Origin of the sequence: Paenibacillus intestini, assembly GCF_030803945.1 — a bacterium.
Lineage (GTDB): Bacteria > Bacillota > Bacilli > Paenibacillales > Paenibacillaceae > Paenibacillus > Paenibacillus polysaccharolyticus.
On the sequence record NZ_JAURUN010000004.1, the window covers coordinates 395,468 to 422,157 of the forward strand.

The following is a 26,690-nucleotide window of genomic DNA, read 5'->3' on the forward strand; positions in this document are numbered from 1 at the left end:
CTTCCGACTCAGCCCTCGAATCCGTCTGCTCCAGGCAACTCCAGCCGAATATGCTGAATGACAGGCCAGTATGAAAGACGCTGCCTTTTCCCAGGCTCCACCTGTTCCGTATCAGACGTCAGTTGCGCCAGATGGTGATCTGCGGCACGAATTAGTCCTTTAACTAGCCAGCTCGTTCCGCTAAGCGTATCCGAAGCTCCTGTAAAAGGTTCTCGAATCAACTTTTCGGCATCGATTATATCCCGTTCAACTTGTTCTCCCTGACTTCTCTCCTTCGCCAGTCTTTTTTCAGTTGCATCATGCACCTCATCCAGCAGTTGCCTCCCCCGTTGAATCAATCCATGCAGTGCCTGCCATCTTCCAGACTGAACACACCCTTCCAGCATCAGCCCGAGAGCTTGCCATCCGTCGTACAACTCTGCATGATCTGCGTCCGCCACACCCTCAAGTGTAGCTGCATTCTCCATGTTCGATCTGTTCCCCATCTCTACTGCGACCTTTCCCCATCCTGTAGACCCTGACTCTTCCTCAGATGCACTCTCCCTGCCCTCGCCTACCTGTGAGCCGTTCATCAGCCAACGGGTGAAGGCATCCTGGAATTTCGTTTCCTGCCCCTCTTTCCCACTCAGCCATTGCAAACGTTCAAGCCAACGGGCAGCCATAGGCGCAAATGAGCCCTTTTTTCGCTTCACCGTTTCGAGTTTCAAACGCGCGCTACTCCAGTCCCCTCGCTGTACATGCAGAACAGCTTCAGCTATAGAACGTTTCTCCCGTTGCTCGCCGGAAGAAGCAGATGGTAACTCCCCGAGCAGTTCAAGCGCCGCATCGTAACAATGGTACTGTTCCAGAATACCTAGTACTTTAGATAAAGCTTCCTCCGAGCTCATGGCAAAACGCGACTCCATCACCGCTGGAATTTGCCCCTCCTGCCCGGATACCCGCATGATTCGAAATAGGCGATACAGTGGCGGTACCAAGCTGGATTTTGCCCGCACCGTTTCCACATAAGCATCGACCGCTCCCTCAAGATCGGCCTTTCCTTCCAGCAAGCGGCCCAGCGTGTACCATGTCTGGTATGTGCCCATGCCTTCCTCTGTGTGAAAAATCGCTGGCGGTGGCCCCTGCTGAACGGCTTTACGAAGCCACATCTCAGCAGCATCCGTATCCCCCACAGCATCCGCACATATCGCCCGATGATGCATCAGGTCTGTGTATTCTGGAAAAAGTTCCAGCGCCGCGTCCATAAGTTCCAGCGCCTCCTGCCAGCGCTCTAAATGCTCCAGACAGCGGACTTCGTATTTCAATAGCAGATGAGCATAACTGGTCACTGCAGCATCATCAATCATCTTCCGGGCTTTACCGAACGATTCCAGTGCCTGCTCCGCTTCACCCACACGCAAATACTCCACGCCCAAGTTATAGTGATGGAACGGTTGATCTGGCTCTTCTTCCACCGCCTGTTGTAGCAAACGCACGTTGCGATTCACCTTGTCCTTGCGCTCCACAACAACCGTCTGATACCCGTAATGGTGAATCACCATGTCCGTGATATGAAACGCGGCCTCCGGATTTCGCTCACAGATCGCCGCCGCAATCTGCTCATGGATGCGACCTTTGAACCGATGCTCAGGATGACTGCGAAACAAACGTAGCACCGGATTGACCGTTGCGCCCTGCTGACCCGAACCCGTATAGTTATGAATATTTAAAAACAATCCGTCGCATCCGCTGACTTCCGTCCAGCTCCTGATCTGCTCCCGAGCTGTCGCTTCCAGCGCCTCGTCCGCATCAAGAAAGAGAATCCAGTCGCCGGAAGCCTGCTCCAGGCCAGCATTTCGTGCGGCGGCAAAATCATCGCACCACGCAAACTCAACCACCGACGCGCCATACTCCCGCGCAATGGCCACACTGAGATCAGATGATCCAGTATCTACTACAATGATCTCATCTACCACATCCCGCACACTTTCAAGGCAACGTGGCAACATCTCTTCCTCATCCTTGACGATCATGCACAGAGAGATCCGCTCGGCCTGACTCCGCTGTCTCTGATGCTGATGTGCCTGCATGATGATTCCTCCTTTCTTTTGCATGATATACTGTCCGCCAAGGTATCCCCTCCGCTGTTCGTAACTGTTTCTCCAAAACCAGCTGCTGATCCGCAAGCACCCTAACCTCGGAAGAACGATTCCGTTCCTGACGAATTAAACCAAGGGCCATCTGCAAGTAACAGATAGCCGCTCCAGCACGGGCTTCACTGAAATCCGGTTTTTGCTCCAGTGCCTGTTCCAAAAGCGACAGTGCTTGATCCAAATGTCCTTTGGAGTACAGCGTTTCGCCCAGACAGAACAGCCCTTCCGCATCCAGTTCTCCTTCCGTCATACACTGAATCAGCATCTCGGCGGCAATCATCGTGTATCCATGCTGGTGCAACAGACCCGCATAATTCCGCCGAATTTCTGTTTCTGTCCTCTCAGGATCTGACATGATACGAACCAGTCGCTCATGCAACTGCTGTGCGATGACCAAATGCCCGCTCTGAATCGCACGAGCCACTAACTGCCTTGCGATCATTTGCACAGGTTCACTCCATTGCAGAAGCTGCCCATCCGATACAGCAGGTACAGGAGCGATAGAAGAACTAGCTGATAGAGCCGCAGGCTTATACTCAAACAGTAATCGGTCCGCTACCTTCCACATTCCCCTCTCTAGAGGAGATACTTTAGCGAAGAAAGATGAAGGCAACCGCCTGCCACTCGCCCAACACGCTAGCGCCCAATCACTTCGCTCATCCGATTGAAGGCTCATATCAGCAGCATCCTCCACTCCTGACGTGATGACAGCCGAGAAAGAGGTCCGTTTATGATCCTCTCTATCCGCTTCTCCCCAGCTACTCTGAGCGAGATTCCATGCATCGGTAACTTGGCCTGCACACAACATCCAGTGAAGTTGATCACCTACTGGAATATGAATATGGGATGCCTCACCACCCAGAAGAAGTAGTGCTTGTTTATACGCTCCACAATTAGCGAGGGCATAGAGCATATGCATCAGCACAATCTCCGTTTCCTTTCCCAAAGAGGGATGTGGCCGGTTCATTTGATCTGCATGATCTGTCGTCACATGGATCTGATGTAATCGATGAGCTAGATGAAGCAACCGATCTGCAATGGATTCGTCCGAAACTCCCTGTTGTTGCAGTGCATCCGCCAGCCCCATCCAAGCCGGTCTGTAGGTAGATAGATGCTCCAGGGCAAGCTCATATAGCCGAACCGCTTCCTGCCCGAATCCCCGTTGCTGTGCCAGCCGAGCCATCGATGTATATGCCCGGTAACTGCAAGAGCCTGCTTCTGTCACGTAAAAAGCTTTGACCACGGCTTCACCGCCGCCAGACCTTCCGTGATCATTCGGACTAGAGCCACAGTTGCACGCCCGTGCATAGGCACGATAAGCCCGTTCCTGCAAGCCTTGTCGCTCCAACACTTCACCGTATATCAAATGCAGATCAGCGTATGCAGGGTAACGTTGAGTTTCTTCGGAAAGCAACAGATGTGCTTCTTCGTAACGCTCCAGTTCTACTAGCACTTTGGCCAAATCTCTCACAAGGGTGGAGCGATAGGGAGCTCGCCATTTGGCCTGTTTCAGTGACTCACGAAATGCCTCCACCGCCTGTTCCAAATCACCCAACTGGCAGCGTGTTACGCCCAGATTATACAAGTGAAAAGGATCTGCAGGATGATCGGCAAGCTCCCGCTCAATCAGGCGCAAATTACGCTTGCTCTTATCCCCTTTGGCGATTACGGTAGCAAGATAACCATCATGCCCCAGACGCAAAGGAGCAAGCGGCTCTTCTTCGACTTCTACATCTATTTCTACTTCAACAGCTGCTGAATGATCTACTGTACTTATTTCCAGTGAATCTAAGTGTATATCGCTCTTACTTATGGACTTATTTGGTGTAACGGCATCGCTCTGATGGTCCGTGTTTTGGCGAAACAACTGCTCATGAATTCGCCCTGTGTACTGGTAACCTTGCTGAGCACGGAACAGCCGTACAGGATGGGACAGGATCTTGTCCTCTATCCCTTCGCCGTATTGATTTTCGATCGTGATGCGTAATCGGGTGATGCTTTTATGGACGTTTGGCAAAACATTCATCAATTGATCCAGACCTTCGATGACATACTCATCGGCATCCAGACAGAGAATCCATTCGGTCGTTGCCAGGGGCAGGCTAATATTTCGAGCTTTAGCAAAATCATCTTCCCAACTGGCGTGCAGTACTGTCGCACCATATGTTCTGGCCATATCAGCTGTCCGATCGGACGAGCCTGTATCCGTAATGAACCATTCCGAACCCGCTTGCTTCAAGCTGTCCAGACAGCGGGGCAGGTGATGCTCTTCATTTTGCACAATCATATGAATGCCGAGTAACCGGTTCTGCATCCGCAGTGACCTCCAATACAAAAAAATACATGAAGCCCACTAAAGTGAACTCCATGTACCTATATGACAGCAGAGCAGGTTATGTGCCTTGTCCATTGAAGAACACGTCAATCGTGCTTGGTGCACCGAGCAAGCTTGAGCGATAAGAAAGACGTGTGTATTTCAGGAAACGTTGCGGTACCAGAACATCTACAGAACCGGATAGAATCCCTGTTACCGTAGTCACATCGGTGTACCAGTTGGTTCCGTTCGCACTGATCTCCACTTGGGCATCCACCCTGTTCACACCTGGTCCCCTGTTATACACGAAAAAGGAGTATGTGCCGAATACACTCGTGGTCACAGCAGGTAGCGGTGTGAATGTGTTAGCAGTCGGTGTGCCGACAAGTTGGTTCTCCTGAAAACTTTTTTGCGAGATGGAGGTTACGCTGCTCAGTGTACCGGCCGTAATCGTTGCGCCAAGCACGCTGGTAATTGTACCGTTCAACAAGTTGGTTAACGTTCCGGCTGTGATCGTGGCACCGAGAACACTTGTGAGTGTACCATTCAGCAAGTTCGTCAATGTGCCAGCCGTCACAGTGGCACCAAGCACACCGGTAATCGTTCCGGCCGTGATTGTTGCTCCAAGCACACTCGTAATTGTACCTGCTGTGATCGTTGCTCCGAGAACATTCGTAATCGTTCCGTTCAACAAGTTCGTTAACGTACCTGCGGTAATGGTCGCGCCCAGTACACTGGTGAGCGTACCATTTAACAGGTTCGTTAAGGTACCTGCCGTCAACGTTGCGCCGAGCACACTGGTTATCGTTCCGGCGGTAATCGTAGCACCTAATACACTCGTGATGGTTCCCGCCGTGATCGTTGCTCCAAGCACATTGGTTATCGTACCGTTTAGCAAGTTCGTCAGGGTCCCCGCCGTCACCGTCGCTCCTAATACACTCGTGATTGTCCCAGCTGTAATCGTCGCGCCGAGCACGTTCGTGATAGTACCATTCAGCAAGTTGGTCAGCGTTCCAGCCGTGATGGTTGCACCGAGTACGCTGTTAATTGTTCCTGCGGTGATCGTTGCTCCGAGCACACTGGTAATTGTACCGTTCAACAGATTAGTTAATGTTCCGGCAGTGATTGTTGCACCGAGGACACTCGTGATGGTACCGTTTAGCAAGTTCGTCAGGGTCCCTGCAGTCACCGTAGCTCCGAGCACACTGGTGATTGTTCCGGCTGTAATCGTCGCGCCGAGTACGTTCGTGATGGTACCGTTCAGAATGTTGGTGATTGTACCCGCGTTAATGGTAACCGTGGTCAGACCTGAAATGTTGCTGATCGTCCCGTCTAGAATGATACCTACCACATTCCCGCTTGTATCCGTTCTGACGGGCTGAGCCGTACCTGTACTATCCTGACCAAAAATCAGTGTTCTCAAGTTATCCGGATTCGTATTAAACGTTGTAAAGTTAGGCATAAGCCTCGTCCTCCTCCCTGGACAATCTGGGTAATTAAACTACCTTACGAGCATACGCTGTGCCTGAAAGTATACATCAAGCCGAGTAGGCTGAGCCGGATCTACAGGCAGGAGCACAAGCCGGGTATAGTGTAGAAATCGCAAGGGAACCAGCGCCTTCGTCTGTCCCCCCTCAATGACTTCCTGACTATCCACTGCATAATCTACGGCATTCGGACTGACCTGAACTTGAACGATCGCTGGATGTTTTCCGCGATTCACCACGCCATAACTGTACATGCTCAGAGATGAGGTATCCTGCGGCGGGAGGGCATGTTCACCCTGACCTGTCTCTGCTCCAGTGTAGGTATGCTCTGTAAAACAGTGAGTAGCACCAGGGAGTTTCGTGCGTGAGAAAGCACCCTGTTTGAACCTAGGACGGGTAATCCGGGAACAAGGGGGCTTCAGCAGTTTGGCGCGGCGAGAACAACGGGATGGGCGGCGGCTGACATATTTATTTTTTGGTTTCATTGTCTGCTTGGCTGAGGGTTTCGTTCTCTTCCTGCTTCGCTTGGCTGTTCGACTCATCTCGATTTCCCCTTAAAAAATGTGCTTACGCATCGTATGCCCGGAAGGAAAATACGGGCACGGCATCCGCCGTTATTTGGGGATTCGGATGTAATCCCCAAACGCTTCCTCTTGCTTCTACATATCATGCTAGTAATGAGGACAGGCGAAATAACGCAGGCTATAGGCTTTTTTCCATCTATTCCATGCTTCAGAGGAGGTCAAGCGGGATGACCAATACGAATGTGTTCAACCAGTCTAACGGCCCTTTATTCACACAGCTAACCAATACGTACGCGGCCCCGGGAATCGGAGCAGCTCCAGACACCGGTGCGGCTGCGGCAGGCAGTTTTTTCGCCCTGACCACAAACAATGTCTCTATTCCTTCGAGCCAAAATCTCCTTCTACAAATTCTAAATGCCGCCGGAAGCGGCAGAACGATACGCATTGCGAGCTTATCAGGAGGCACAACAGCAGCGGCCACACTTGTGGTCTATTCCGGCGGAACCGTCACTGTCGGTAGCACACCCGTGCCTGTCAATACATTGCTAGGCAATGCCAACACCAGTATCGTAACGACAAGACAGAATACAGGGACACTTGGAGGTACCTTCACCAGCCTGCTCAGCATTCCGCTCACCGCAGGTCTGTATGCTCTCGATTTGAATGGATCTATTGTTGTGCCTCCGGGTCAATCGTTATCCATAAGCTTGGGAACAGGAAGCCAGGTGGGATCTATCAATCTATTTTGGTGGGAATTCTAACCTGTATTTTGAGTAAAGGTGGAGCGAATCATGCCGAACAATAATGTATTTAATCCCTTGAACCAACCCGTTTACACCTCCAATACCAACACATATATCTCACCTGGCATTGTTGCCCCACCTGAAAATAATGCGGGCAGCACAGGTAACCTGTACAATGCAGGTTCCACTAACTCCACCACACTGGGTTTGCTTGGAGGGAGCGTAACGGCCACTTTGCAACTCGCCAATCCAACTGGAAGCGGCAGAACATTGTATGTTTCCCGTTTGTCTGGTGGAATTACTGTTGCACTCAATCTGCTGTCTTCGTTCAGCGGCACGTTGACCCTAACTGCAAACGGTACACTCTCATCGCCCAGCACACTTACAGCCGTAAACAGTAATCTGTCCAGTAGTAACACAAGTGTTGCTCTTGTTCGATTTTCTACAGCAGCCCCATCCGGTGCTACCGCTATAATGTCCATGCCTCTGCAAGTTGGTCCATTTCAATCCAACGAGTTCGGTAAATACGTGATCCCTCCGGGTCAGGCCATAAACCTGTCCGTAACCGGATCACTCTCCGTTGCTGGTTTGTTAGCCTCCACGACGTATTTCACTTGGTGGGAAGTATGATGGTCTATAGCCTTGCCTCTGTGCAGGCCAAAGAACAGAAATAGCCACGTTCGGATAAGGACCGAATGCGGCTATTTCGTATGTTAGGATATGGAACGATCCAAACAAGCAATTTAGGAGACGCCTTGCTGTTGCTGTGCAGATCCCACCTTTTCACTCGAAGTGGATCTTCTGTTAAGCGACCACAACATACGCTGGAACAGGATGCCTGTCAGACCAATGGCTAGCGTAGCCAGACCGATCATTTGAAAAGTCGGACTCGGTCCCGCCAAGCGGATGATCGCACCGCCAGCAAGCGGGGCAGCGACCAGCACAACGCTGTATAACGAGTTTTGAATGCCGAATACACGTCCTACATAGTCAGGAGAGGTCTCTTTTTGCAGCAAATAATTCATCGTGACCATAAACAGTCCATTCCCCAGACCTGTACACAGGCCCAACATAATAATCCATGCCGTCGACGTATCCGGATCAACCCAGCCGAGTCCTGCAATTCCGGCGCCAATGAGGAAATATCCGCCGCCTAGACCCCATCCGTACCCTAATCTCGGCAATCGGTTTAACAGCAAAATGATAAACACTGCTCCCGCACCTACGGATGAACCGAGCCAGCCGAGCATAGATTCATTACCTGGTTTGATTTCCCGAAACAGGGTCGTAAATTGATATTCGACCATCAGAATAGACATGAGGCCAAGACAGCCAAACACGATGGTATTCCTGACTGTATGGGTGTGGCGTAAATACTTCCAGCCCTGTTGCCACTGCTTGAAGAAAGTCTCGGGTTCCTTCCGATTCTCTTCGTTATGCTCATCGGTTGCTAAAGCTTCTTTCTTCTCTACCAAACGTCGCAAAGGCCATAATACAGCGCCCGATAACAGCCGAGCACACGCATTGATCAGAATGCAGATTTGTGGAGAAAAAAAGGCCAATACAACTGCACCCAGAAGGGGACCTGCTATTTTCGCACACTGATTCACAAACCCGTTCAGTGACGAGGCTTGAAACAGTTGCTCCTCTGCCACGATCTGCCGTGTCAACGCCTGCTGGGCAGGAACGTGAAACACACTCATCATCGCACGCAGAGCCAGAAGTGGCAGCAGCCATGCCGGGCTTGGTGCGAATAAAATGCCCACCGTTAGTGCAATGGTAATGCCATCACAGAGAATCATAATTCTCACTTTATGCAGTCGATCAGCGAGAGCACCAGCTACCGACCCAAACAAGATACCTGGCACAGCCATACAGACAGGGATCAGCGCGATAATCAACGGATCGGCTCCCCATCGGTAAGCCACCATGACTTGGATGGCGAGCGCATCGAACCAATCGCCAAAGGTGGCGAGTGCGTAAGCAACAAACAGACGCACAAACTTAAGATTAGTCCAGAGGCTTTTTGAGGTTTTTGCAGCAGATTTACCAGATGAATTATCTGGTGTAGATGAATCGGATGTGTCGTTTCTTGATGAATTAGCTGTCATACATGTACTTCCTCCCTTGATTACAGCGGTTTTGCGAACATGATGTCCTTAGCTGTAATCTTAGGTGAGCTATGTCAGAGGAAGATCAGAGGATAAGGAATTAGCGGATAAAAAGTGACGGATCGTCTTCACGATCTGCTGCCCGTATACGGACACGCCATAGGATTTACTGATTTCTGTATAAATCTGTTGGTATTTATTGCGGAGTCTCCCTTCAACTCGGTGATGATCCATGAACAGGAGAATTTGATACGCTGAATTAAGATAAAGCGGTGCATGGAGCGACATTTTCAATACTTCCAGACCGTCATCCATTCGCAGTTCAGCTTCTCGCACCCGTCCCTGCCGCAGTAGCCATAAGCCCTCCATCACCTGGAAACGGCCGATCTCCCGCAGATAAGGAGCGTCTTTTAATTGCGTGCGCAGAACGGCCATCTGTTCCTCAACGGCCTCACCGCTCCCACCCCATAGTTCAACAGACAGTGCAGTTATACTCACAGGTAACTTGAAATAGATTAACTGATTTGCTTCCATCACCCGATATGTTTCTTCCAACTGCTTCTTGGCTTCCTGATACTGACCCGTCTCGGCATAGATATCAATGATATTAAGAATCCTTAATTCCTGGCGGTGCTCGGCAGGCAAAACAGATGAATGAATCGCTTGTTTGTACAACATCAGACTTTCCGCAGGTTCAACGAGAGCATGGACATAAATCAGCAGCCAATACAGACGCTCCTCCAAGGGAAACTCCGCTGTGTTCATTAGCCAATCCAGATCTCCCTGTATGAAATGCAGGTACAACTGATAATACGGTTCTATTCGTACGCCGAGTGCCTCTTGTTGACGAATCAGCATCTGGATTGAATTCCCTTGGCCGAACAGATGATATTTCCGAAGCAGTCCATGCACAACTTCCTGCATCTCGGGATCATGGATAGACGGATTCGGGGGCAACACGGCCCTATTCTCCCGTAAAGCAAGCCGATATCCATAACCACGAACCGTATCTAGACTGACTTCATCCCAGCGCTTCAACTTCTTACGGAGACGATAGATGTGATCATCTACGGTGCGCTCCACCGGATATTCTAGCGGCCATACTCGATCCAGCAGTTGACTACGTGTGAAGGCCTTATCTTTGTTTTCGTACAGAAAATGCAAAAGCGCAAACTCCTTCGCCAGCAAGCGAATCGAATCCATTTGCTGAGATACCGTATAGGTTCCCTCATCAAATTGAAGAGACATTCTCGTTCCTCCCTTGTGTGCCCTCATATATGCCATACGCAGATCAGCAATCTGCTTTATCTTTTTTCTAATGTATCTATGTATCTCTCAAGTATTTTCCAACTTACACCTCTTCAAGATACCATAAAAAAAGCCCCTTGCGATAACGCAAAGGGCCCTGTTTCTCAAGCGATAGTTGTGGATGTGACTTCACATGAATTCAACCTTATCCCAATACCACGCGGTCATCCGCCATTTTTTTGCCGCTGATCCGCTCGAATTCGCCGAGCAGTTCTGGCACCGTTAGTGTGCGCTTACGCTCTTCACTGACATCGAGGATGATTCGCCCTTTGTCCATCATGATCAGGCGGTTGCCTAGACGAATGGCCTGTTCCATATTGTGCGTTACCATCAACGTGGTAAGTCTCATCTCGCGGACAAGGGTCTCTGTCAGCTCGGTAATCAGCTCTGCGCGAGATGGGTCAAGCGCAGCTGTGTGTTCATCCAACAGCAGAATCTGCGGCTGAGTGAAGGTTGCCATCAACAAGCTGAGCGCCTGGCGCTCACCGCCCGACAGAAGACCCACCTTCGCATTCGGGCGTTTCTCCAGCCCGATTCCCAGCTTCTCCAGCTGCGCGTTAAAGATTTCACGTCTCGCACGGGTCACACCAAAACCAAGTCCGCGTCCCTTGCCGCGTTTGTACGCCATTGCCATATTCTCTTCAATGGACATATGCGGGGCGGTTCCAGCCATCGGGTCCTGAAAGACACGACCGATCCAACTGCTGCGTTTATGCTCTGGAAGATTTCTGATTGAACGGTCGTTGATGAGCACGTCACCCATATCGGGTTTCATCACACCTGAGATAATGTTCATCAAGGTTGATTTCCCGGCGCCGTTACTGCCAATAACCGTTACAAAATCACCCGGATTCATAATCAGATTCACACCAACCAGAGCTGTTTTCTCATCCGTTGTGCCCGGGTTGAACAGTTTGGTGACTTGTGTAATCTCTAACATGCTACATGCCCCCCTTTGCCTGTTGGCCGCCGGAACGCATCAGCTCTTCGGTCCGTTTGCGAGCGAGGCTACGCTGTTTCATGGAACGCTGCATTGTCGGGAAGACGAGTGCAATAATAACGATAACGGCAGTGATCAGCTTCAGATCAGATGTATCAAACCATTCCACCTGCAAGGCAAGTGCAACCACAATCCGATAGATTATGGAACCAACGACAGCTGCCAGCGTCGCCCAGAATACCGTTCTGGCACCCAGAATTGCTTCGCCAATAATGACGGAGGCCAGACCAATGACAATCATGCCAATGCCCATTGTAATATCAGCAAACCCGGATTGCTGAGCAATAAACGCACCAGATAAGGCTACCAGCCCATTAGACAGACTGACACCAATAATGGTCGTTACATCCGTATTCGCACCAAAGCTGCGAATCATGCGTTTGTTATCCCCTGTAGCGCGAAGCGCGAGTCCGATATCTGTTTTCATGAACAGATCAAGCATGATTTTAAATACCAGCACAACAATAATGATAATGATCATGACATGTTCGCCTGAAAATGGCGTTTCCACGCCCATAATCGATTTATTCGGTGCGCCAAGAATACGCATGTTGATCGAATACAGGGCAATCATCATCAGAATCCCGGACAGTAGTCCGTTAATTTTGCCTTTCGTATGCAGCAGACCCGTTAGGGCTCCAGCGATCATGCCGCCAGCCATAGCTGCCAAGCAGGCCAGCCAAGGGGAGTAATCATTGGAGATCATGACCGCCGCAATAGCGCCTCCTGTAGTAAAACTTCCGTCTACGGTAAGATCGGGGAAATCCAGAATACGGAACGTAATATAAACACCCAGTGCCATCAGTGCATATAACAGTCCCAGTTCAATGGCCCCTTCAATGGAATTCCAACTTATACTCACACTGCTTCCTCCCTGTCTATCTCTACCGGAAAAGAATGAGGCGAACCCACCTGCTCGTTCGCCTCGCCTCCGTCTGCCGAAGTAATGTCAACCTTTCAGCTAATCAATAAATGAATCCGGCCATTGGTTCTTATTGGATAATATTGTTTGCCTGATCTTTCACTTCGGCCTTCATCTCATCCGTTACCGTGATGCCTTGAGCTTCAGCTGCCTTCAGGTTCAGGATCAGATCCAGCTTGTCCGGAACAGTCACCTTCATATCGCCCGGTTTGGTTCCATTTTTCAAGATGTCCGCAGCCATCTCACCGACTTGGTAGCCGTGGTCATAATATTTAAATCCTACGGTTGCAAAAGCACCCTTCTCTACCGTATCCCGATCACTGGAGAAGAACGGAATTTTGTTGCTGTTTGCCGTCTGGATGATCGTATCCACCGCACTTACAACGGAGTTGTCGAGTGTAATGTAGAATGCGTCGACTTTACCAACCAGCGAGTCTGTCGCTTGTTTGACTTCCGATGTATTGGTTACTGGTGCTTTAACCAGCTTGATGTTATGTGTTGCCAGAGCCTTCTCGGCATTATTCGCCATGACAACTGCATTCGGCTCACCTTCGTTAATGACCAGTCCTACTGTTTTTACATCCGGCAGGTTTTTAGCGATAAAATCAGCCAATTGCACAATCGCCTCTGGATTCGTATCCGATGCACCGGTTACATTGCCACCCGGTTTGTCCATATCACTCACGAGCTTCGCACCCAGTGGGTCCGTCACAGCTGCAAACAAGAGTGGCTTGTCCTTCACTTGTTGTGCGAGAGCCAGTGCAGATGGCGTCGCAATCCCGAGCACGAGGTCGTTTTTGGAATCACCGGCAATTTTCTGGGCAATAGACAAGTTGTTCGTGGAATCCCCTTGCGCATTGTTATAATCAATCTTGAGGTTTTTGTTCTCTTCAATGCCGGCATCCTTCAGAGCAGCGATGAAACCTTCACGTGTAGCATCCAGCGAGGGATGTTCCACAATCTGGGAGATGGCAATCTGGTAGGATTTCTCTGCGCTTCCGCCCCCTGTTGTGCTGTCTGAACCTTTGGACTCCGAGCCTGCACCACTGTTATTTCCGCAACCTGCCGCTATGATCATCGAAGCAGCCATCATCAATGACATCCAAAACTTTTTTTTCATCTGTAAGAACCCCTCTCCAAATGTTAAAAATGTGGTCTTCCGGTTACACTCCATCTTGTATCCCCTCAGGTACGATAGAGCGGAACAAAACAAACGCTTCAACGCATTGTTGCTTTGATCGACAAAAGCAGACAAATCTAGACTTTTGGCATGCGACTGAAGTCCATGCCGTGTTGCTCTTTTATTGTTTTCCTAATATTAAAGGGCATCCCGGCTTCCGTCAATGGTTGAACCGCTTCCATTTTTGTTTTACCCGAATACGTGATAGAAAACTTTACATTATCAAAAAAAGACAACCCCAAATAACGGGTTGCCTCATTTTTATATCTACTTTAATCCATAAGCATCGATCTAATACGTTATACCGATCTACAATTTAAACTTCTCAATCTGTGACCTCAGTTGCTCTGACATATTAGCAAGTTCCGCTGATGAGGAAGCGACTTCCTCCATAGAAGCCATTTGTTGCTGTGCCGCTGCGGAGACATTTTCAGTCTCTGCTGCTGTCTCGCTAGCCGAATCAGCAATGAGGCGAATAGAGCCCACCAGGCTTCCCGTTCCAGAGACAATCTCCTCTGCCGCCGCTGTTACACTACGGATACTATCTGCGACCTGTTCCACGGACGAGCGAATATTCGTAAACAGCTCACTTGCCACTTCGCCCGCCTGTTTGCCTTGAGCAGCCTGCTCAACGGTCTGCTCAGAAGCACGAAGTGTACGCTCAATCTCCACCTGAATGCGCCCAATAAATCCAGCAATTTGCTCTGCGGATGCAATCGACTGTCCGGCAAGATTACGAACTTCATCGGCCACGACGGCAAATCCTCGGCCAGCCTCACCAGAACGTGATGCTTCTATTGCCGCATTCAGAGAGAGGATATTCGTTTGCCGGGCGATGTTGCTGATTACACCTACAACCTCACCAATAGAGGTGGACAAACTGCTGAGGTTTTGAATCGTACCGGACAACTCACGAATTCCATACTCCATCTCATCCATCTTCCTACCCAGATCATGCATCGCTGTAGATCCATCCGTTGCGAGTACATTCGCTTCCGAAGCAACGGTGGATACATGAGAGCTATGTTCTGCGACGCCATTAATCTGCATCGCAATATTTTCCGCTACATCGCTACCATCTTGTACGCTCGACGTTTGACGCTCCGAGCCCTCGGCAACCACCATAATAGCCTCCGTAATGCTCTGTGATGCATTGGAACCTTGCTCAGCACCTACGGCTAGCTGTTTGGCAGAATCGGTTAATTGTCCGGATAGATCCGAAACATTCGTCATCAACTGATGTAGTTGCTCACTAGATCTATTAAATGAATGCAAGGCTGCGCTAATATCCGTTTTCCCTTTTACAGGAATGCGATACGTCAGATCGCCTTGTGCCAGTAGATCAATCCCGTGTGTGAGTTGACGAATGGGCTTTACAATTTTTGTCGCGATTAAAATACTGAGTAACAATGCTGCCGCAACGATGATGATTCCTACAGTTAGTACAAGTACGAGCAGATCATTAACCGGTTTTGAAAATTCACTCTCATCCATATATGTAACAACAACCCAGTTCAGTTCTGTTTGAGTCATGTATCCCAATCTTTTAACACCATCTATTTGAAAATCAAATGCAAGATAATTGCCTTTTACCGCTTCAGCAAATGCTTCATTCATATGGGTGTTGCCCATATCCGTAATATTACTATTCATAATCTTCGTCTCATCTGGAGAATAGATAAAGATTCCACTCGCTGTCGTCAACACTGCTTGTCCCGTGTTGCCGTGCTTAAATGCAATTACATCTTCGACCAATTCATTAATCTGATATCCAGCTGTATAGAAACCAACCGGTTGACCATCTTTCATAATCGGCGACCCAATGGCAACGCCAAGTTTATTATCTACTACAGAAATCAACGGTTCAGAGACATACGGACGACCCGCCTGAATTTCTTTTACATAAGGCCGGCTCGATAAGTCATATTCTTTACCTGTCGCGTCCATCGCAAACTGTCCTGTTACATCCGGTGAATAGAGAACCGTAGTAAACTCCGGATGTTGTTCTTTTAAACTGGAGAGAAATTGCATCTGTTGCTCTTTATTGTCCCCAATTGACGCACCTTGCTCTGCAATCATTCTAACGACGGTTTGTTGCTCTTTCATTTTGATATCCATTTCTTTGGCCAGCAATTTCGTATCTAATACGAGCTGTTTCGTTGAATAGCTTTTGACTTGATTCGATGTAGGAACATAGAAGGTAACCGAAAGGACCGCAACACAGACAATAACGATGATTAGTGAAGACAGCATGATTTGTCCTGCCGTTTGCCTTAATGAACAAAATGTGAGTATTGAACGAAGAAAACCTGATTTTTTCCGAGCCATGACCTATCCCCTTTTTTTTAGAAGCTATAATTTTTATATGATATATATCGGTATAATCACGATTGTTTTTAATCCGAAAAATACCGTTTCTTAAAAAATTTTTGGATAAAAAATTCAGATAACAAGGACTTTAACTCACATATGTTCATAATGAGATATGGGTGTGTTTATTCATATCAGAGCGAATAAACGTGTATAAAAACTATGTACAAGTGTTTTTTAGATAAAAAAAAAGACTGCTTCGACAATTCGAAACAATCTTATAAATGACCGGCTATGATAACTTCCCCGATACTTCACGAATCTGGTACTTGCACTTCTTGCCGCCATCAGCATAACATTCAGTGCGCTCGACGTCCGCTTGCAATAAGGATCGAAATAGCTCCAGCTCACAACGACAAGCCTGCTTGTACACACTCGCAACCTGCACGATTGGGCAGTTCAGCTCGGTAATGACATACGTACCATCTTCTTCGATAGATGCATCAGCCATATACCCGTTGGCATTCTGGATTCGCGCCAGTTCCTCGACACGTCCGGCAAGGTCATGCCCCTCCATCTGCGGCAAGCCGCTGCGAAGCAACTTGTCACGGCGACCTTCAAAAAGGGCATCCACGACTCCACTGCCGGCCGTATCAGACAGTTCATCAAGCAGTTCCAGCGTTAGAGAAGAGTACGATTTCGGGAAATAATTGTCTCCGCGATCCGTCAGATGATATACCGAGGAGGGACGCCCTGCTGTTGCACGAGCCTCACGCACCTCGATCCATCCTTCCTGCTCCAGTGCTGTCAGATGGCGACGAATCGCCATTCCGGTCAGCCCTAGCTCCGCCGTGATTTCACGAGCCGTCATCGTTCCTTGCTGCTTCAGCATGAACAGAATCCGTTCACGCGTTGTACGTTCTTCTTCACGCTTCATGTTCAGCACCTGCTCTCCTGCTTATGCCTGTACGGGCGCTGCCTCCCGGCAAGCATCCGAGCAAAAGCGGTTATGCGTCTCTTCGCAATCCTCACAGCAGACATGCTGCAGGTTGCAGGTCGGACAATTAATATATCGGTCATGTGTCGTACCACAGTGATAACAGCTGGCGATAACAATATCCTCATCGGTACGGTTGATCGGTACGGAAATCCGCTCGTCAAATACATAACATTTTCCATCAAACAGGCGCCCCTGCACCTCAGGGTCTTTCCCGTAAGTTACAATTCCGCCTTCCAGTTGGGCAACATCCTGGAAACCTTCCTTGATCATAAACCCTGTCAGCTTCTCACAGCGGATACCGCCTGTGCAGTACGTAATGATTGTTTTGTCCTTCATATCACCGAGATTCTCCCGAATCCATTCCGGGAATTCACGGAATGATTCAACATCCGGGCGAATGGCGCCACGGAAATGGCCGATCTCATACTCATAATCATTACGTCCATCAATGACGATAACGTCATCCCGTTGCAAATGCTCGTGGAATTCCTTCGGCGAGAGGCGTTTACCGCTGATCTCATTCGGATCAAGTTCATCGTCTACGCGGAATGTTACCAGCTCTGCTTTGTGACGCACAAAGATTTTTTTGAACGCATGCTCTTCCACATCATCAATCTTAAACACCATATCCTTGAACAGCGGATTGGCATGCATGTCCTTCATATATTGCTCTGTCTGCTCCGGCGTTCCTGATACTGTGCCGTTGATGCCTTCGGAAGCAATCAGAATACGGCCTTTCACCCCTAGGTCCTTGCAGTATTGCAGATGCTCCTGCGTAAACGTCTCGGGGTCTTCGATCTTCACGAACTTATAATATAAAAGCACGCGATACGCGCTGTTACACATGTATATCACCTGTTCCTCTTCCATGTTGTTGGCCGGTTCCTCCGGCGAGCCACCTACATTGCACCCTGACTTGCAGAAAAAGAAAAGAAACAGCCGCCCGAAACATCGTCTCGAACTGCTGTCTAACCATTCGACTTTATATTCCTGCATACTAGTTTATCGGAAGCGCAAGGACTTAGTCAATATAAATGTATAGAAAGGCATGAAAGATATGGAACACGCCTTCCATGCCGCCACTATCCTTTGATTGGGCAACTATTCCGAAATCGTAATGATCGAGGTCACAAAGTGATATTTTTCATTCTCCATCACGGATTGTGACAGCAAAATTTTGTTCCCCTGTGGGCTCCAGGCTAACGAATCAGCCACATTGTCCATCTCTGCGGAGATCTGGAATTGCTCTGCCGATTCCGTGTTGGAAACAAACAATCCTTTTTCGTTATCCTTATCGGAATTAATCGTGTAAGCGATCTTGGAGTCATCACCCGACCAGCTTGTGCCAAAAATCTGCGTGCCTCTGGCGAGTGTGGCCTTCTCATTGCCTTCCAGATCGGTGAGCACCAGCGCCCGTTTGGTATCCGCTGTTCTTTTTACAATCGCAAGCCTCGTTCCGTCGTTCGAAGGGATAACCCACTCCACGCTTTTGAGCACCTGTTTGGCTTCGCCCGTCTTCGTATCATAGGTGTTCAGTTGACCGTCCTCTCCCGTAATGTAGTAGATCATGTTGCCCGACACCTTGATACTGCGCACGTTAAAGTTACCTGTCTCTACCAATACTTTAGTGGTGCCGTCCAGTGCAGCCGAGATCAGATCTCCTTTCATATTGGAAAAAACAACATGTTCATTATCCAGCCAGGCACCTTCCTGAACAAATCCATCCTCTTTACCCGCAGCAACCACTTCTCCGCTCTTCAGGTTCAGAATGAAAGGCCAGCCTGTCGCTTCCTCCGTCTGCCAGTAGAACAGATGCTGTCCATCCGGCGATACCTGCGGTGCTCCCAGGTTAACCTCGCTCTCTATAAGCGGTGTATCTGTGCCTTTCGTCAGATCATACATGTACAGGTTGTGCGGATAACGTTCCTCTCCCTCTACACTAACAGGTTTCATGGACGTGTTTTCTTTATCCGTCACAATCGAGCTCTCGCTCAACCAAGCGATTCCGCGCATATTAGGTAATTTATCTATTTTCTCAAGTTTGAAATTCTGGTAAACGGACGTGTTCGTGTTATCTTTGACCGTAATATCTGTACCTGTTTTTGCACCTTGTATATTGCCTGACGGCTCTGTGGTGCTTCCACAGGCAACAGTGGTCAATAACGCAGCTGCCCCCAGTGCTCCAAACGTCACTTTCATCCATCTCATCATGTCGTGATCCCCCTCGGTTACTTATGCTATACACCTATCATAAAGCTGGCATACTTCCAAAGTTATTCAGACTTGTTTCCAACTTGTAAACTTGTATCTATGTCTTGATCTACAAGCGGGAATACAAGTTGAAATGTCACGCCTTCTTGATGCGCTGGATCACTTGGTAGTAACGTAATCGTTCCGCCCTGTTTTTCAACAAACTGTTTTACGAGGGATAGACCAAGTCCGGTTCCGCCTGTTTTGCGAGCTCTGTCCTTATTGACGGTGTAAAAAGGTTCAAAGATCTTCTCGCGTGCCTCTTCAGGGATCGGCATACCTGAGTTATAGATGCGAATAACCGCCTGATGTTCCTCTGTACGCCGCTCATTCTCCACTCGAATGATGCCTCCAGCAACGTTATATTTGATCGCATTGTCCAGCAGATTGATGAAAATGTGCATCAGACTCTCCCGGTCACTGTGAATGACGGCAGGCACCAGATCGAGCTCCATGTTCAGTGCAAACTTTTCAACCTTGCCTCGCATTCGTCCGCAAGCGTCCACAAGCAATGCCCTGATTTCCACATCCTCCGCCTGATTCTCGAAATCGTACTTTTCAAGCGCAGACAGGTGTAGCACCTTCTCTACCATTTCATATAATCGTTCGGTTTCTTTCCCGATATTATTCGTCGCATCGTCCAGCAGTTGTGGATCATCCTTGTACATGTTCAGCAGTTCCACATACGCCTTGATGGATGTCAGTGGTGTCTTGAACTCATGGCTAATGTTGCCGATATATTGCTTCTGCTGCTGCTCCAATGCTTGTAACTTCTCGATTGCCAGTTGCAGCTTCTGCTGCTCGGCATGCATGGCTGCAATGTTTTGTTGAATAGACGTGCTCATATAATAAATCCCTTGTCCCAAATCGCCTAGTTCATCCTTACGTTTGACCGGGGATTCGGTAATATAGTTCCCTTCTTGAATGGAGGCTGCTGATTTCTTCAATCGGGTAATCGCTACAGCAAAACGGTTGTAGAACAGATAACCTAGAATGAAACTAAGCGCAACCACCGTGATGCCTGCCCATAGGAACAATTGTTGAATCCGGGCATAGAAATCCTGATAACTCTGCACGGAATATTGAATCCAGATGGCACCAATCTGTCCCTCCGGGCCGTCCAGCGGAGCGGCATAAAGCAATGTCTCTCCCTGCTCGTGATAGGCAATTTTATTCTTCAATGCGTAATTCAGAGTCTCCTGAACGAGTTCATTCTCACTTGGCGCAAAAGAAGCTCCCACTTGTTTGCCACTCATGTCATATAGTGCAATTGGCAGGCCTGTTGAGTCAGAGAGAGCTTGCGCCAATCTACGTCCATTTTGCTGCAGGAACTGTTCCGGCTCCTGACGAATGGCCTCCGTATAATACGCCTGGCGCACATTCAGATTAATGAGACGCGTCTGTTGCGCGAGAGTACGCTCTACCTGTGATTGCTGATTAAGCTCAATGCCTCGGAGTACGAGGGAACTAAGCACAACCACCGTGAGGATGAGCAATGCGGCCAGAAACACGCTGAATTTTAGCTTGATGCTGACTCTCATACCGTTCCGCCTGCTTCAGGAGCAGTTGCCTTGTACCCAATACCGTATACCGTTTGCAGCATTTGCTGATCGGTATCTCCGATTTTTTTGCGCAAACGCTGGATGTGAATATCTACCGTCCGTGTCCCCCCTGCGTACTCCATGCCCCACACTCGATCCAGCAAATCATCCCGTGTGTACACCCGTTCCGGATTGGACATCAGAATGGTCAGCAGGTCGAACTCCTTGGGCGTTAAATCCAGCTTCTCTTCACCCACCGTCACAGTGCGATGAGCAACATGAATACGCAGGGTTCCATTGACAATTGCTTGGCTCTTGGAGTCGTCCTGCGGTGGGGTACTGCTTTTCTCTACCCGACGCATCAGTGCCTTCACGCGGGCGAGCAATTCGCGGATTTCGAACGGTTTGGTCATATAATCGTCTGCGCCCATTTCAAGACCGACAATTTTATCCACCAGTTCGTTCTTGACGGTGAGCAAAATAATGCCGATATCCTCCCGATCTTCCAGCCTGCGGCAGACGCCATATCCGTCCAGTTTGGGCATCATCACATCCAGAATCATGACTTGAGGATGGAACAAAGCCACCTTCTCCAAGGCCTCTTCGCCATCATTCGCTGTCTCTACTTCATATCCTTCACGCCGCAGTGCGTACGCAATGGCACTGACGATGCTGGATTCATCATCCACAACAAGCACTTTTCTATTCATCGGATTCATCCTCTTTATCTGTGTCATTGGTTTATGCGTTTATGTTATCAAGATCGCGATCATTACGCCATGAAACTTTGGTCGTTTTCATTACCCTATGGATACCTCGCAGCAGGTACGTTGCTCTTCTTCTTTTATACCCCAAAGACGGCAAAAAGAGCCGTTCCACCGCTGGATTGGCTCAAAATTTCTCTATTACATGTGGACTGTAACGATGTGAAATTGACTGATAATATTTAAACGCTAATCATCTTTGTTGGTACCTATTGCTAAGGTAGCAACTTACGGATTTCCTCTTCGGAAAGACAGGAGGCCTTCACGATAGTGGACATGTCCACTCCAAGGGCTAACAGCTCACGGGCCATCTCTTGTTTACCTTCTCGTAAACCTTCCAGCCTGCCTTTGGCCGTCCCTTCTGCCCGCGCCCCCTCAATCATCGACTTTTCATCACTCAGAGCCTTCATACGGGCATCATACGCCATACGGGTAGCGGCATCATGACTCAGAAATTCCAGCGTATCCATCGCTTTCTTCAACATCGGTTCATTCATGGCCAGCACCTCCCAATTTGATTTCTTATTCCTCAAACGACAAATTTAACGGCTCGTCCGACATCTCATATTCCGTCTCCATATGCGTCACAGGTGTGTTTAGATCCACCTCTTCGAAGCGGAAGCTGTCCACCCAGACCTTTCCTTTTCCGTTCAGAATCACCCCAAATGAAATAACTGCACTCTCTGCTGGTACATCCAGTACAATGCTGTACTGATTCCATGGCTGTGTACCTGAGATCGGCCGGTCATGCATGTTATCAAACTGCAGCACATCCTGCACCTGATTATCCACACGCATCCATAGTCCGCAGAATGCTTCTACACGATCCGTTTTAACAAATCCCGTCAACTTCATCCGTTTACCCAAATATTTATCTGCCCTGAACTGCTGCATCATCGTAGCAAATTCATTTGGTTCCATCGGTGTAACGGCCTTCAAATACCCTGAGGCCTTTCCTTGATGTACCTCGGCGGGATCAAGTCCCATCTCATAGTTTTGCGGGTGACTCCCTGTTAACATCCAACCTTTGATTGCCGTTGTAGTATTCATCTCTATTTCTCCTCCTCTGGTTTTCCCAGTAAATAGTTTAAGATCAAATAATTTGCGAAACCGCCCAGGTGGCATCCCATATATTTTGCGAAAAGCCCGAGTAAACGCTTCCTGACTTTCGAATCCGCAGGCCAGCGATATGTCCAGAATCCCTGCATCCGTAGAACGCAGCGCGGTGGATGCCAGACTCATCCGCCGATGGCGAATGTAATCAACCACCGTCATGCCCACCTCATCCCGGAATACCCGGTGATAATGATAAGGCGATAATGCCGCCTTGGAAGCCACGTCTTCCAGCCCAATCTCTTCATGCAGATGGTTCTCGATGTAGAACAAGCTGTCCTGAATCATCTCCTGATATCGACTCAATTGAAGATGTCCCCCTTCCATATCTTTACTATACGTGTTCACGAAGGAGCCGTTTTGATCATTTTTGCGGAAAATAAAAAAAGAAGAGTCGGTTAGGAACAACCATGTCCCTAACCGACTCTTCATAACTCTCATTTAAATAATGTGCTTCTCGGCCAAGTACAGCCTGATCAGACTGCTGGAACCGGCTGTACACCAGTCTCTTCTTCTTCATGCTCTACAAGCTCGTGTTTCTCCCACGCACGGCTCTTCCAGCGGAAGTACATAATAACCGCACGTGTCCATTCATCCGCAGCAATGGCAAGCCACACACCTGCCAGCCCCATGTTCAACTGGAAAACCAGCAGATAGCCAAGAGGCAGACTCATGCATACCATAGAGATCAGGCCCATGTATACCGGGAATTTCGCATCCCCTGCAGCACGCAGGGAACCGATAATGACGATATTACACGTACGCCCGGTTTCAAGCACCAGACTGAGCAGCAACACCTGTGCGCCGAGCCTGATAATCTCCGGATTTTCCGTAAAGATGCTCATCAGTGGCACGCGGAAAATGATAATGATCACGTCAATCACAACGGTCGCCAGAAGCGCCCATTTTACACTGTCGAATACACGTTTGTATGCATCATCCTTGCGCCGAGCACCGACAAGCCGGCCAACGATGATAGATGTTCCCATGCCGATCGCCATACTGAACAGATAAATGTAGCTCGAAATGTTACCTGCATATTGTTTGGTTGCCATCGCTTCCGCGCCCAAATAGGTCACGTACAGCGTGAATACGAGCTGGCAGGAGTGATACACCATCGATTCCATCGCAGAAGGAATACCAATGCGCAGAATTTTGCCAATAAAATTTTTGGACAATTTAATGTAATATTCAAAATCGACACGAACCTCGCTTACACGATACAAGAGCCAGAAAAAGATCAACAAGCAGACGAAACGGCTACCTACCGTCGAGATCGCTGCCCCTTCCACACCCAGCTTCGGCAAGCCGAAATGTCCAAAGATCAGAGCATAGTTACCAATCACGTGGATGACGTTCATAAATACGGACACATACATCGTTTCCTTGGTATAACCATGTGTACGAATCGTTGCCGCCAGTGCATTAATGAGGGCCTGCAAGAAAATTCCGCCCCCGACAATGCTGATATAGGAACGAGCATAATCGTAAATTTCACCTTGTATATTCAAAAGCGACAGCAAGTGTCCGCCAAACACCAGGAAGATCACACTAAGAATCAATCCAACCGCTAGATTAAGCGTGATGGCATTACCCGTAACCTGAGCTGCTTCTGTCAGCTTTTTCGAACCGATATATTGGGCTACAACAATCGCAGCGCCATGTCCAATGACTTCGAGTACAAGAATCGCAATGGAAATAATCTGGTTGGCTGCACCCACCCCGGAGACGGCATTATCCGATACCGAGCTAAGCATGAGCGTATCCACGCTCCCCATCAACATAAACAAGAAGAGTTCCAGGAATATAGGCCAGGTTAACCGAATCAGCTTCAGATCCTGGGCATCTGAACGGAGAGACTCTTTGGTCGAGGATATTGCTGTCATTTTCTCACCTTTCCAACGTTTGCTTTAATTCATAGGGTATGTTAGCACAGGTGGTTTGAAAATGCAGTAGTTTTGCGAAAATAATTGAAAGTTTTTTGAAATTCCAGAAATAGGAATTATATCGTTTTCATAAAACACGTCTCGCTACTCCTTTCGAGTGGCGCTCGATGATGCCCCCAGGACATAACAAAACCCTCCCAGCACGCGTATTAAGCGATTAGTGGGAGGGCTATATTCTCTTACGTTTATAATCAGTGGAAGCACTGGCAAGCAATTAGCCTTTGACCGAACCAGCCGCAATCCCTTCGACAATTCGTTCACTCAACACCAGGAACGCAATCAGAATCGGCAAAATGCTGATCATCAACGTTGCACCAATGGCTCCCCAATCGGTTGTATACTGCCCGATAAAGTTTTGAACCCCGACGGTCAGCGTTTTGTATGCATCCGAACTGATGAAGGTATTCACAAAAATAAATTCATTCCAGTCATAGATCATGTTAATGATCGCGGTTGTTGCAATGACCGAAGCCGTCATAGGCAGTACAATGCGGAAGAAGATGCGGTTCACCGAGCAGCCATCCATCACAGCGGCCTCTTCTACCTCTCTCGGAAGCGCATAATAGAATCCCAGCAGAATCATAATCGTAATCGGCATATTAAATGCAATGTAAGAGAGAATGACCGATAACGGATGATCGGTGAGATTCAACTTCAGAAACAGACTGAACAGCGGAATCAGCGTGGAATGTACCGGGATCATCAGACCCACCATGAACAGTCCCAGCACCAGTGAACGTCCCTTCCAGCGCATGCGTGTGATCGCAAAGGTGACGAGACTTGCAAACAGCACCGTGAACACCACTGAAACGACCGTAATCCATACACTGTTGAAAAAATATAAGCTGATATTGCCTTCCGTCCACACCTTGACATAGTTCTCCCAACGCGGCATAGCCGGGAGCGCAAAAGGAGCCATGTCGAATACTTCCTGATTATTTTTCAGTGAAAATAACAGCAACCACACTAAAGGCAAAATCTGAAGCAAAGCCACCAGAGACAGAAGCACATATAACAGGACGTATCCAATCCTTCTCGCCCATACCGGGCTATGACCTGTCTCCGGGCCAACGGGTAACCGAACAGCCGGTTCCATCTTCAACGGGATGACCTCCTTTCATTGTAAGTAAGCGTCAGGAATATTGAATTGTATCTTTGGATGCGGTTGCCTTACGCAGTAACCATGTCACAACCAGACAGATGAGAAGCAGGAAGAAACCTACCGCACTGCCGTATCCAAAGTCAAAACTGCGAAACGCCTGACGATACATGTAGGAGGCCATGACTTCACTGGAGCCATTCGGACCGCCATCTGTCATGACATAGATGAGGTCAAAATATTTCAGTGAGCCAACCACGGCGAGCACCACGGTCACTTTAATCACTTCCGTAATGAGCGGCAGCTTAATCCGGAAAGCAATCTGCCACGGGTTTGCACCATCAATACGCGCAGCCTCGATGAGTGATTCCGGGATATTTTTGAGTGCCGCATAATAGATCAAAATATAGAAGCCTGCATACTGCCACAGAATCGGAACGAACAATGCATACAGCACGAGTGATGGCTCCGCCAGCCAGGCTGGCGGATTGCTAAATCCGATGGCTTCCAGAAAGCTATTTAACACACCGTTGCTGGGGTGGTAGATCTTCAGCCATAACTGGGCAATCGCAACGGATGACAGCAACATTGGAATCAGATATATTTTGCGAAAAAAGTTTGCACCCTTGATCTTGCCTGACAGCACGAGTGCAATCATCAGATAACCGATGAGACTCAGCGCAGAGAACAAGGCTAATAAAAAGGTATGATTGGCGCTCTGCCAGAACGTACTGTCCTGAAGCAATCTGGCGTAGTTATCCAAACCTATAAACGTCATTGCCCCAATTCCATCCCATTGCATCAAACCGTAATAGCCCGTAAGTACAATGGGGATGTAGACCAGAACCAGGAGCAGGAGCAGCGCAGGAAGCACGTACAGCGCAGCCACCAGGCGGTTCGACATGACTTTGTCCAAGACGTATTCCTCCCTTCAAGCGTTCAAACA

General features: G+C 48.7%; 22 protein-coding genes and 1 pseudogene. 2 read left to right on the forward strand and 21 right to left on the reverse strand.

Annotated elements, in window-relative coordinates; all coding sequences use genetic code 11:
• Window positions 1-8: 8 nt before the first annotated feature.
• The 4 genes from J2T16_RS14910 to J2T16_RS14925 form a co-directional block, all read right to left on the reverse strand.
• A complete protein-coding gene (locus tag J2T16_RS14910; protein WP_499018601.1) occupies window positions 9-2,069 on the reverse strand; it encodes a tetratricopeptide repeat-containing glycosyltransferase family 2 protein in 2,061 nt (686 codons plus the stop codon).
• Entirely contained in the window at window positions 1,996-4,446 is a 2,451-nt protein-coding gene (locus J2T16_RS14915; RefSeq protein ID WP_221786659.1) for a glycosyltransferase family 2 protein, read from the reverse strand. The genes J2T16_RS14910 and J2T16_RS14915 overlap by 74 nt, the downstream gene beginning before the upstream one ends.
• Before the next feature lie 79 nt (window positions 4,447-4,525).
• Window positions 4,526-5,908 carry a DUF6385 domain-containing protein gene (locus J2T16_RS14920; protein WP_499018602.1) on the reverse strand — a complete coding sequence of 461 codons (1,383 nt, stop codon included), beginning with the start codon at window positions 5,906-5,908 and terminating at the stop codon, window positions 4,526-4,528.
• 39 nt (window positions 5,909-5,947) lie between these two features.
• Window positions 5,948-6,475, reverse strand: a complete 528-nt coding sequence (locus J2T16_RS14925) for a DUF6385 domain-containing protein (protein WP_499018603.1) — start codon at window positions 6,473-6,475, stop codon at window positions 5,948-5,950.
• A 209-nt stretch (window positions 6,476-6,684) separates the two neighbouring features.
• Between J2T16_RS14925 and J2T16_RS14930 the strand changes: the two genes are divergently transcribed.
• Window positions 6,685-7,218, forward strand: a complete 534-nt coding sequence (locus J2T16_RS14930) for a hypothetical protein (protein ID WP_499018604.1) — start codon at window positions 6,685-6,687, stop codon at window positions 7,216-7,218.
• Window positions 7,219-7,248: 30 nt separating this feature from the next.
• Entirely contained in the window at window positions 7,249-7,830 is a 582-nt protein-coding gene (locus J2T16_RS14935; RefSeq protein ID WP_221786671.1) for a hypothetical protein, read from the forward strand.
• A gap of 113 nt (window positions 7,831-7,943) precedes the next feature.
• Here the strand turns inward: J2T16_RS14935 and J2T16_RS14940 are convergent, their stop codons facing one another.
• The 17 genes and pseudogenes from J2T16_RS14940 to J2T16_RS15020 form a co-directional block, all read right to left on the reverse strand.
• Window positions 7,944-9,311: an MFS transporter gene (locus J2T16_RS14940; protein ID WP_221786672.1), complete on the reverse strand. Its 1,368-nt coding sequence runs from the start codon at window positions 9,309-9,311 to the stop codon at window positions 7,944-7,946.
• Between the two features lie 69 nt (window positions 9,312-9,380).
• Window positions 9,381-10,559 carry a winged helix-turn-helix domain-containing protein gene (locus J2T16_RS14945; protein ID WP_221786676.1) on the reverse strand — a complete coding sequence of 393 codons (1,179 nt, stop codon included), beginning with the start codon at window positions 10,557-10,559 and terminating at the stop codon, window positions 9,381-9,383.
• Between the two features lie 205 nt (window positions 10,560-10,764).
• A complete protein-coding gene (locus tag J2T16_RS14950; RefSeq protein WP_090921652.1) occupies window positions 10,765-11,559 on the reverse strand; it encodes an ABC transporter ATP-binding protein in 795 nt (264 codons plus the stop codon).
• Between the two features lies 1 nt (window position 11,560).
• Complete coding sequence (locus J2T16_RS14955) at window positions 11,561-12,421, reverse strand: ABC transporter permease (RefSeq protein ID WP_240036800.1); 861 nt, start codon at window positions 12,419-12,421, stop codon at window positions 11,561-11,563.
• A gap of 190 nt (window positions 12,422-12,611) precedes the next feature.
• Complete coding sequence (locus tag J2T16_RS14960) at window positions 12,612-13,661, reverse strand: ABC transporter substrate-binding protein (protein ID WP_341181347.1); 1,050 nt, start codon at window positions 13,659-13,661, stop codon at window positions 12,612-12,614.
• Between the two features lie 369 nt (window positions 13,662-14,030).
• A complete protein-coding gene (locus tag J2T16_RS14965) occupies window positions 14,031-16,049 on the reverse strand; it encodes a methyl-accepting chemotaxis protein (protein WP_221786678.1) in 2,019 nt (672 codons plus the stop codon).
• A 274-nt stretch (window positions 16,050-16,323) separates the two neighbouring features.
• On the reverse strand, window positions 16,324-16,968 hold the full coding sequence (locus tag J2T16_RS14970) for a helix-turn-helix transcriptional regulator (protein ID WP_336121669.1): 645 nt from the start codon (window positions 16,966-16,968) through the stop codon (window positions 16,324-16,326).
• Window positions 16,969-16,989: 21 nt separating this feature from the next.
• The gene (gene trhO, locus J2T16_RS14975; protein ID WP_090921769.1) at window positions 16,990-17,877 is read right to left on the reverse strand and encodes an oxygen-dependent tRNA uridine(34) hydroxylase TrhO; all 888 of its coding nucleotides are present in this window, start codon (window positions 17,875-17,877) and stop codon (window positions 16,990-16,992) included.
• Window positions 17,878-18,132: 255 nt separating this feature from the next.
• Entirely contained in the window at window positions 18,133-19,242 is a 1,110-nt protein-coding gene (locus J2T16_RS14980) for a TolB family protein (protein WP_336121668.1), read from the reverse strand.
• Window positions 19,243-19,304: 62 nt separating this feature from the next.
• On the reverse strand, window positions 19,305-20,822 hold the full coding sequence (locus J2T16_RS14985; RefSeq protein ID WP_499018605.1) for a sensor histidine kinase: 1,518 nt from the start codon (window positions 20,820-20,822) through the stop codon (window positions 19,305-19,307).
• Window positions 20,819-21,532 (reverse strand): response regulator transcription factor, encoded by a 714-nt coding sequence (locus J2T16_RS14990; protein ID WP_499018606.1) that lies wholly within the window; start codon window positions 21,530-21,532, stop codon window positions 20,819-20,821. Before J2T16_RS14990 ends, J2T16_RS14985 begins: the two co-directional genes overlap by 4 nt.
• Before the next feature lie 269 nt (window positions 21,533-21,801).
• Window positions 21,802-22,104 (reverse strand): annotated as a pseudogene (locus J2T16_RS14995) (Rpn/YhgA-type helix-turn-helix domain-containing protein); the annotation flags it as partial.
• 4 nt (window positions 22,105-22,108) lie between these two features.
• Entirely contained in the window at window positions 22,109-23,026 is a 918-nt protein-coding gene (locus tag J2T16_RS15000; RefSeq protein WP_221786759.1) for a helix-turn-helix transcriptional regulator, read from the reverse strand.
• Window positions 23,027-23,063: 37 nt separating this feature from the next.
• Window positions 23,064-23,219: a hypothetical protein gene (locus J2T16_RS15005; RefSeq protein WP_434349253.1), complete on the reverse strand. Its 156-nt coding sequence runs from the start codon at window positions 23,217-23,219 to the stop codon at window positions 23,064-23,066.
• The gene (locus J2T16_RS15010) at window positions 23,176-24,585 is read right to left on the reverse strand and encodes an MATE family efflux transporter (protein ID WP_154984382.1); all 1,410 of its coding nucleotides are present in this window, start codon (window positions 24,583-24,585) and stop codon (window positions 23,176-23,178) included. Before J2T16_RS15010 ends, J2T16_RS15005 begins: the two co-directional genes overlap by 44 nt.
• Before the next feature lie 274 nt (window positions 24,586-24,859).
• Entirely contained in the window at window positions 24,860-25,741 is an 882-nt protein-coding gene (locus J2T16_RS15015) for a carbohydrate ABC transporter permease (protein WP_499018622.1), read from the reverse strand.
• A 37-nt stretch (window positions 25,742-25,778) separates the two neighbouring features.
• Window positions 25,779-26,660 (reverse strand): carbohydrate ABC transporter permease, encoded by an 882-nt coding sequence (locus tag J2T16_RS15020; protein ID WP_090921632.1) that lies wholly within the window; start codon window positions 26,658-26,660, stop codon window positions 25,779-25,781.
• Window positions 26,661-26,690: the final 30 nt, after the last annotated feature.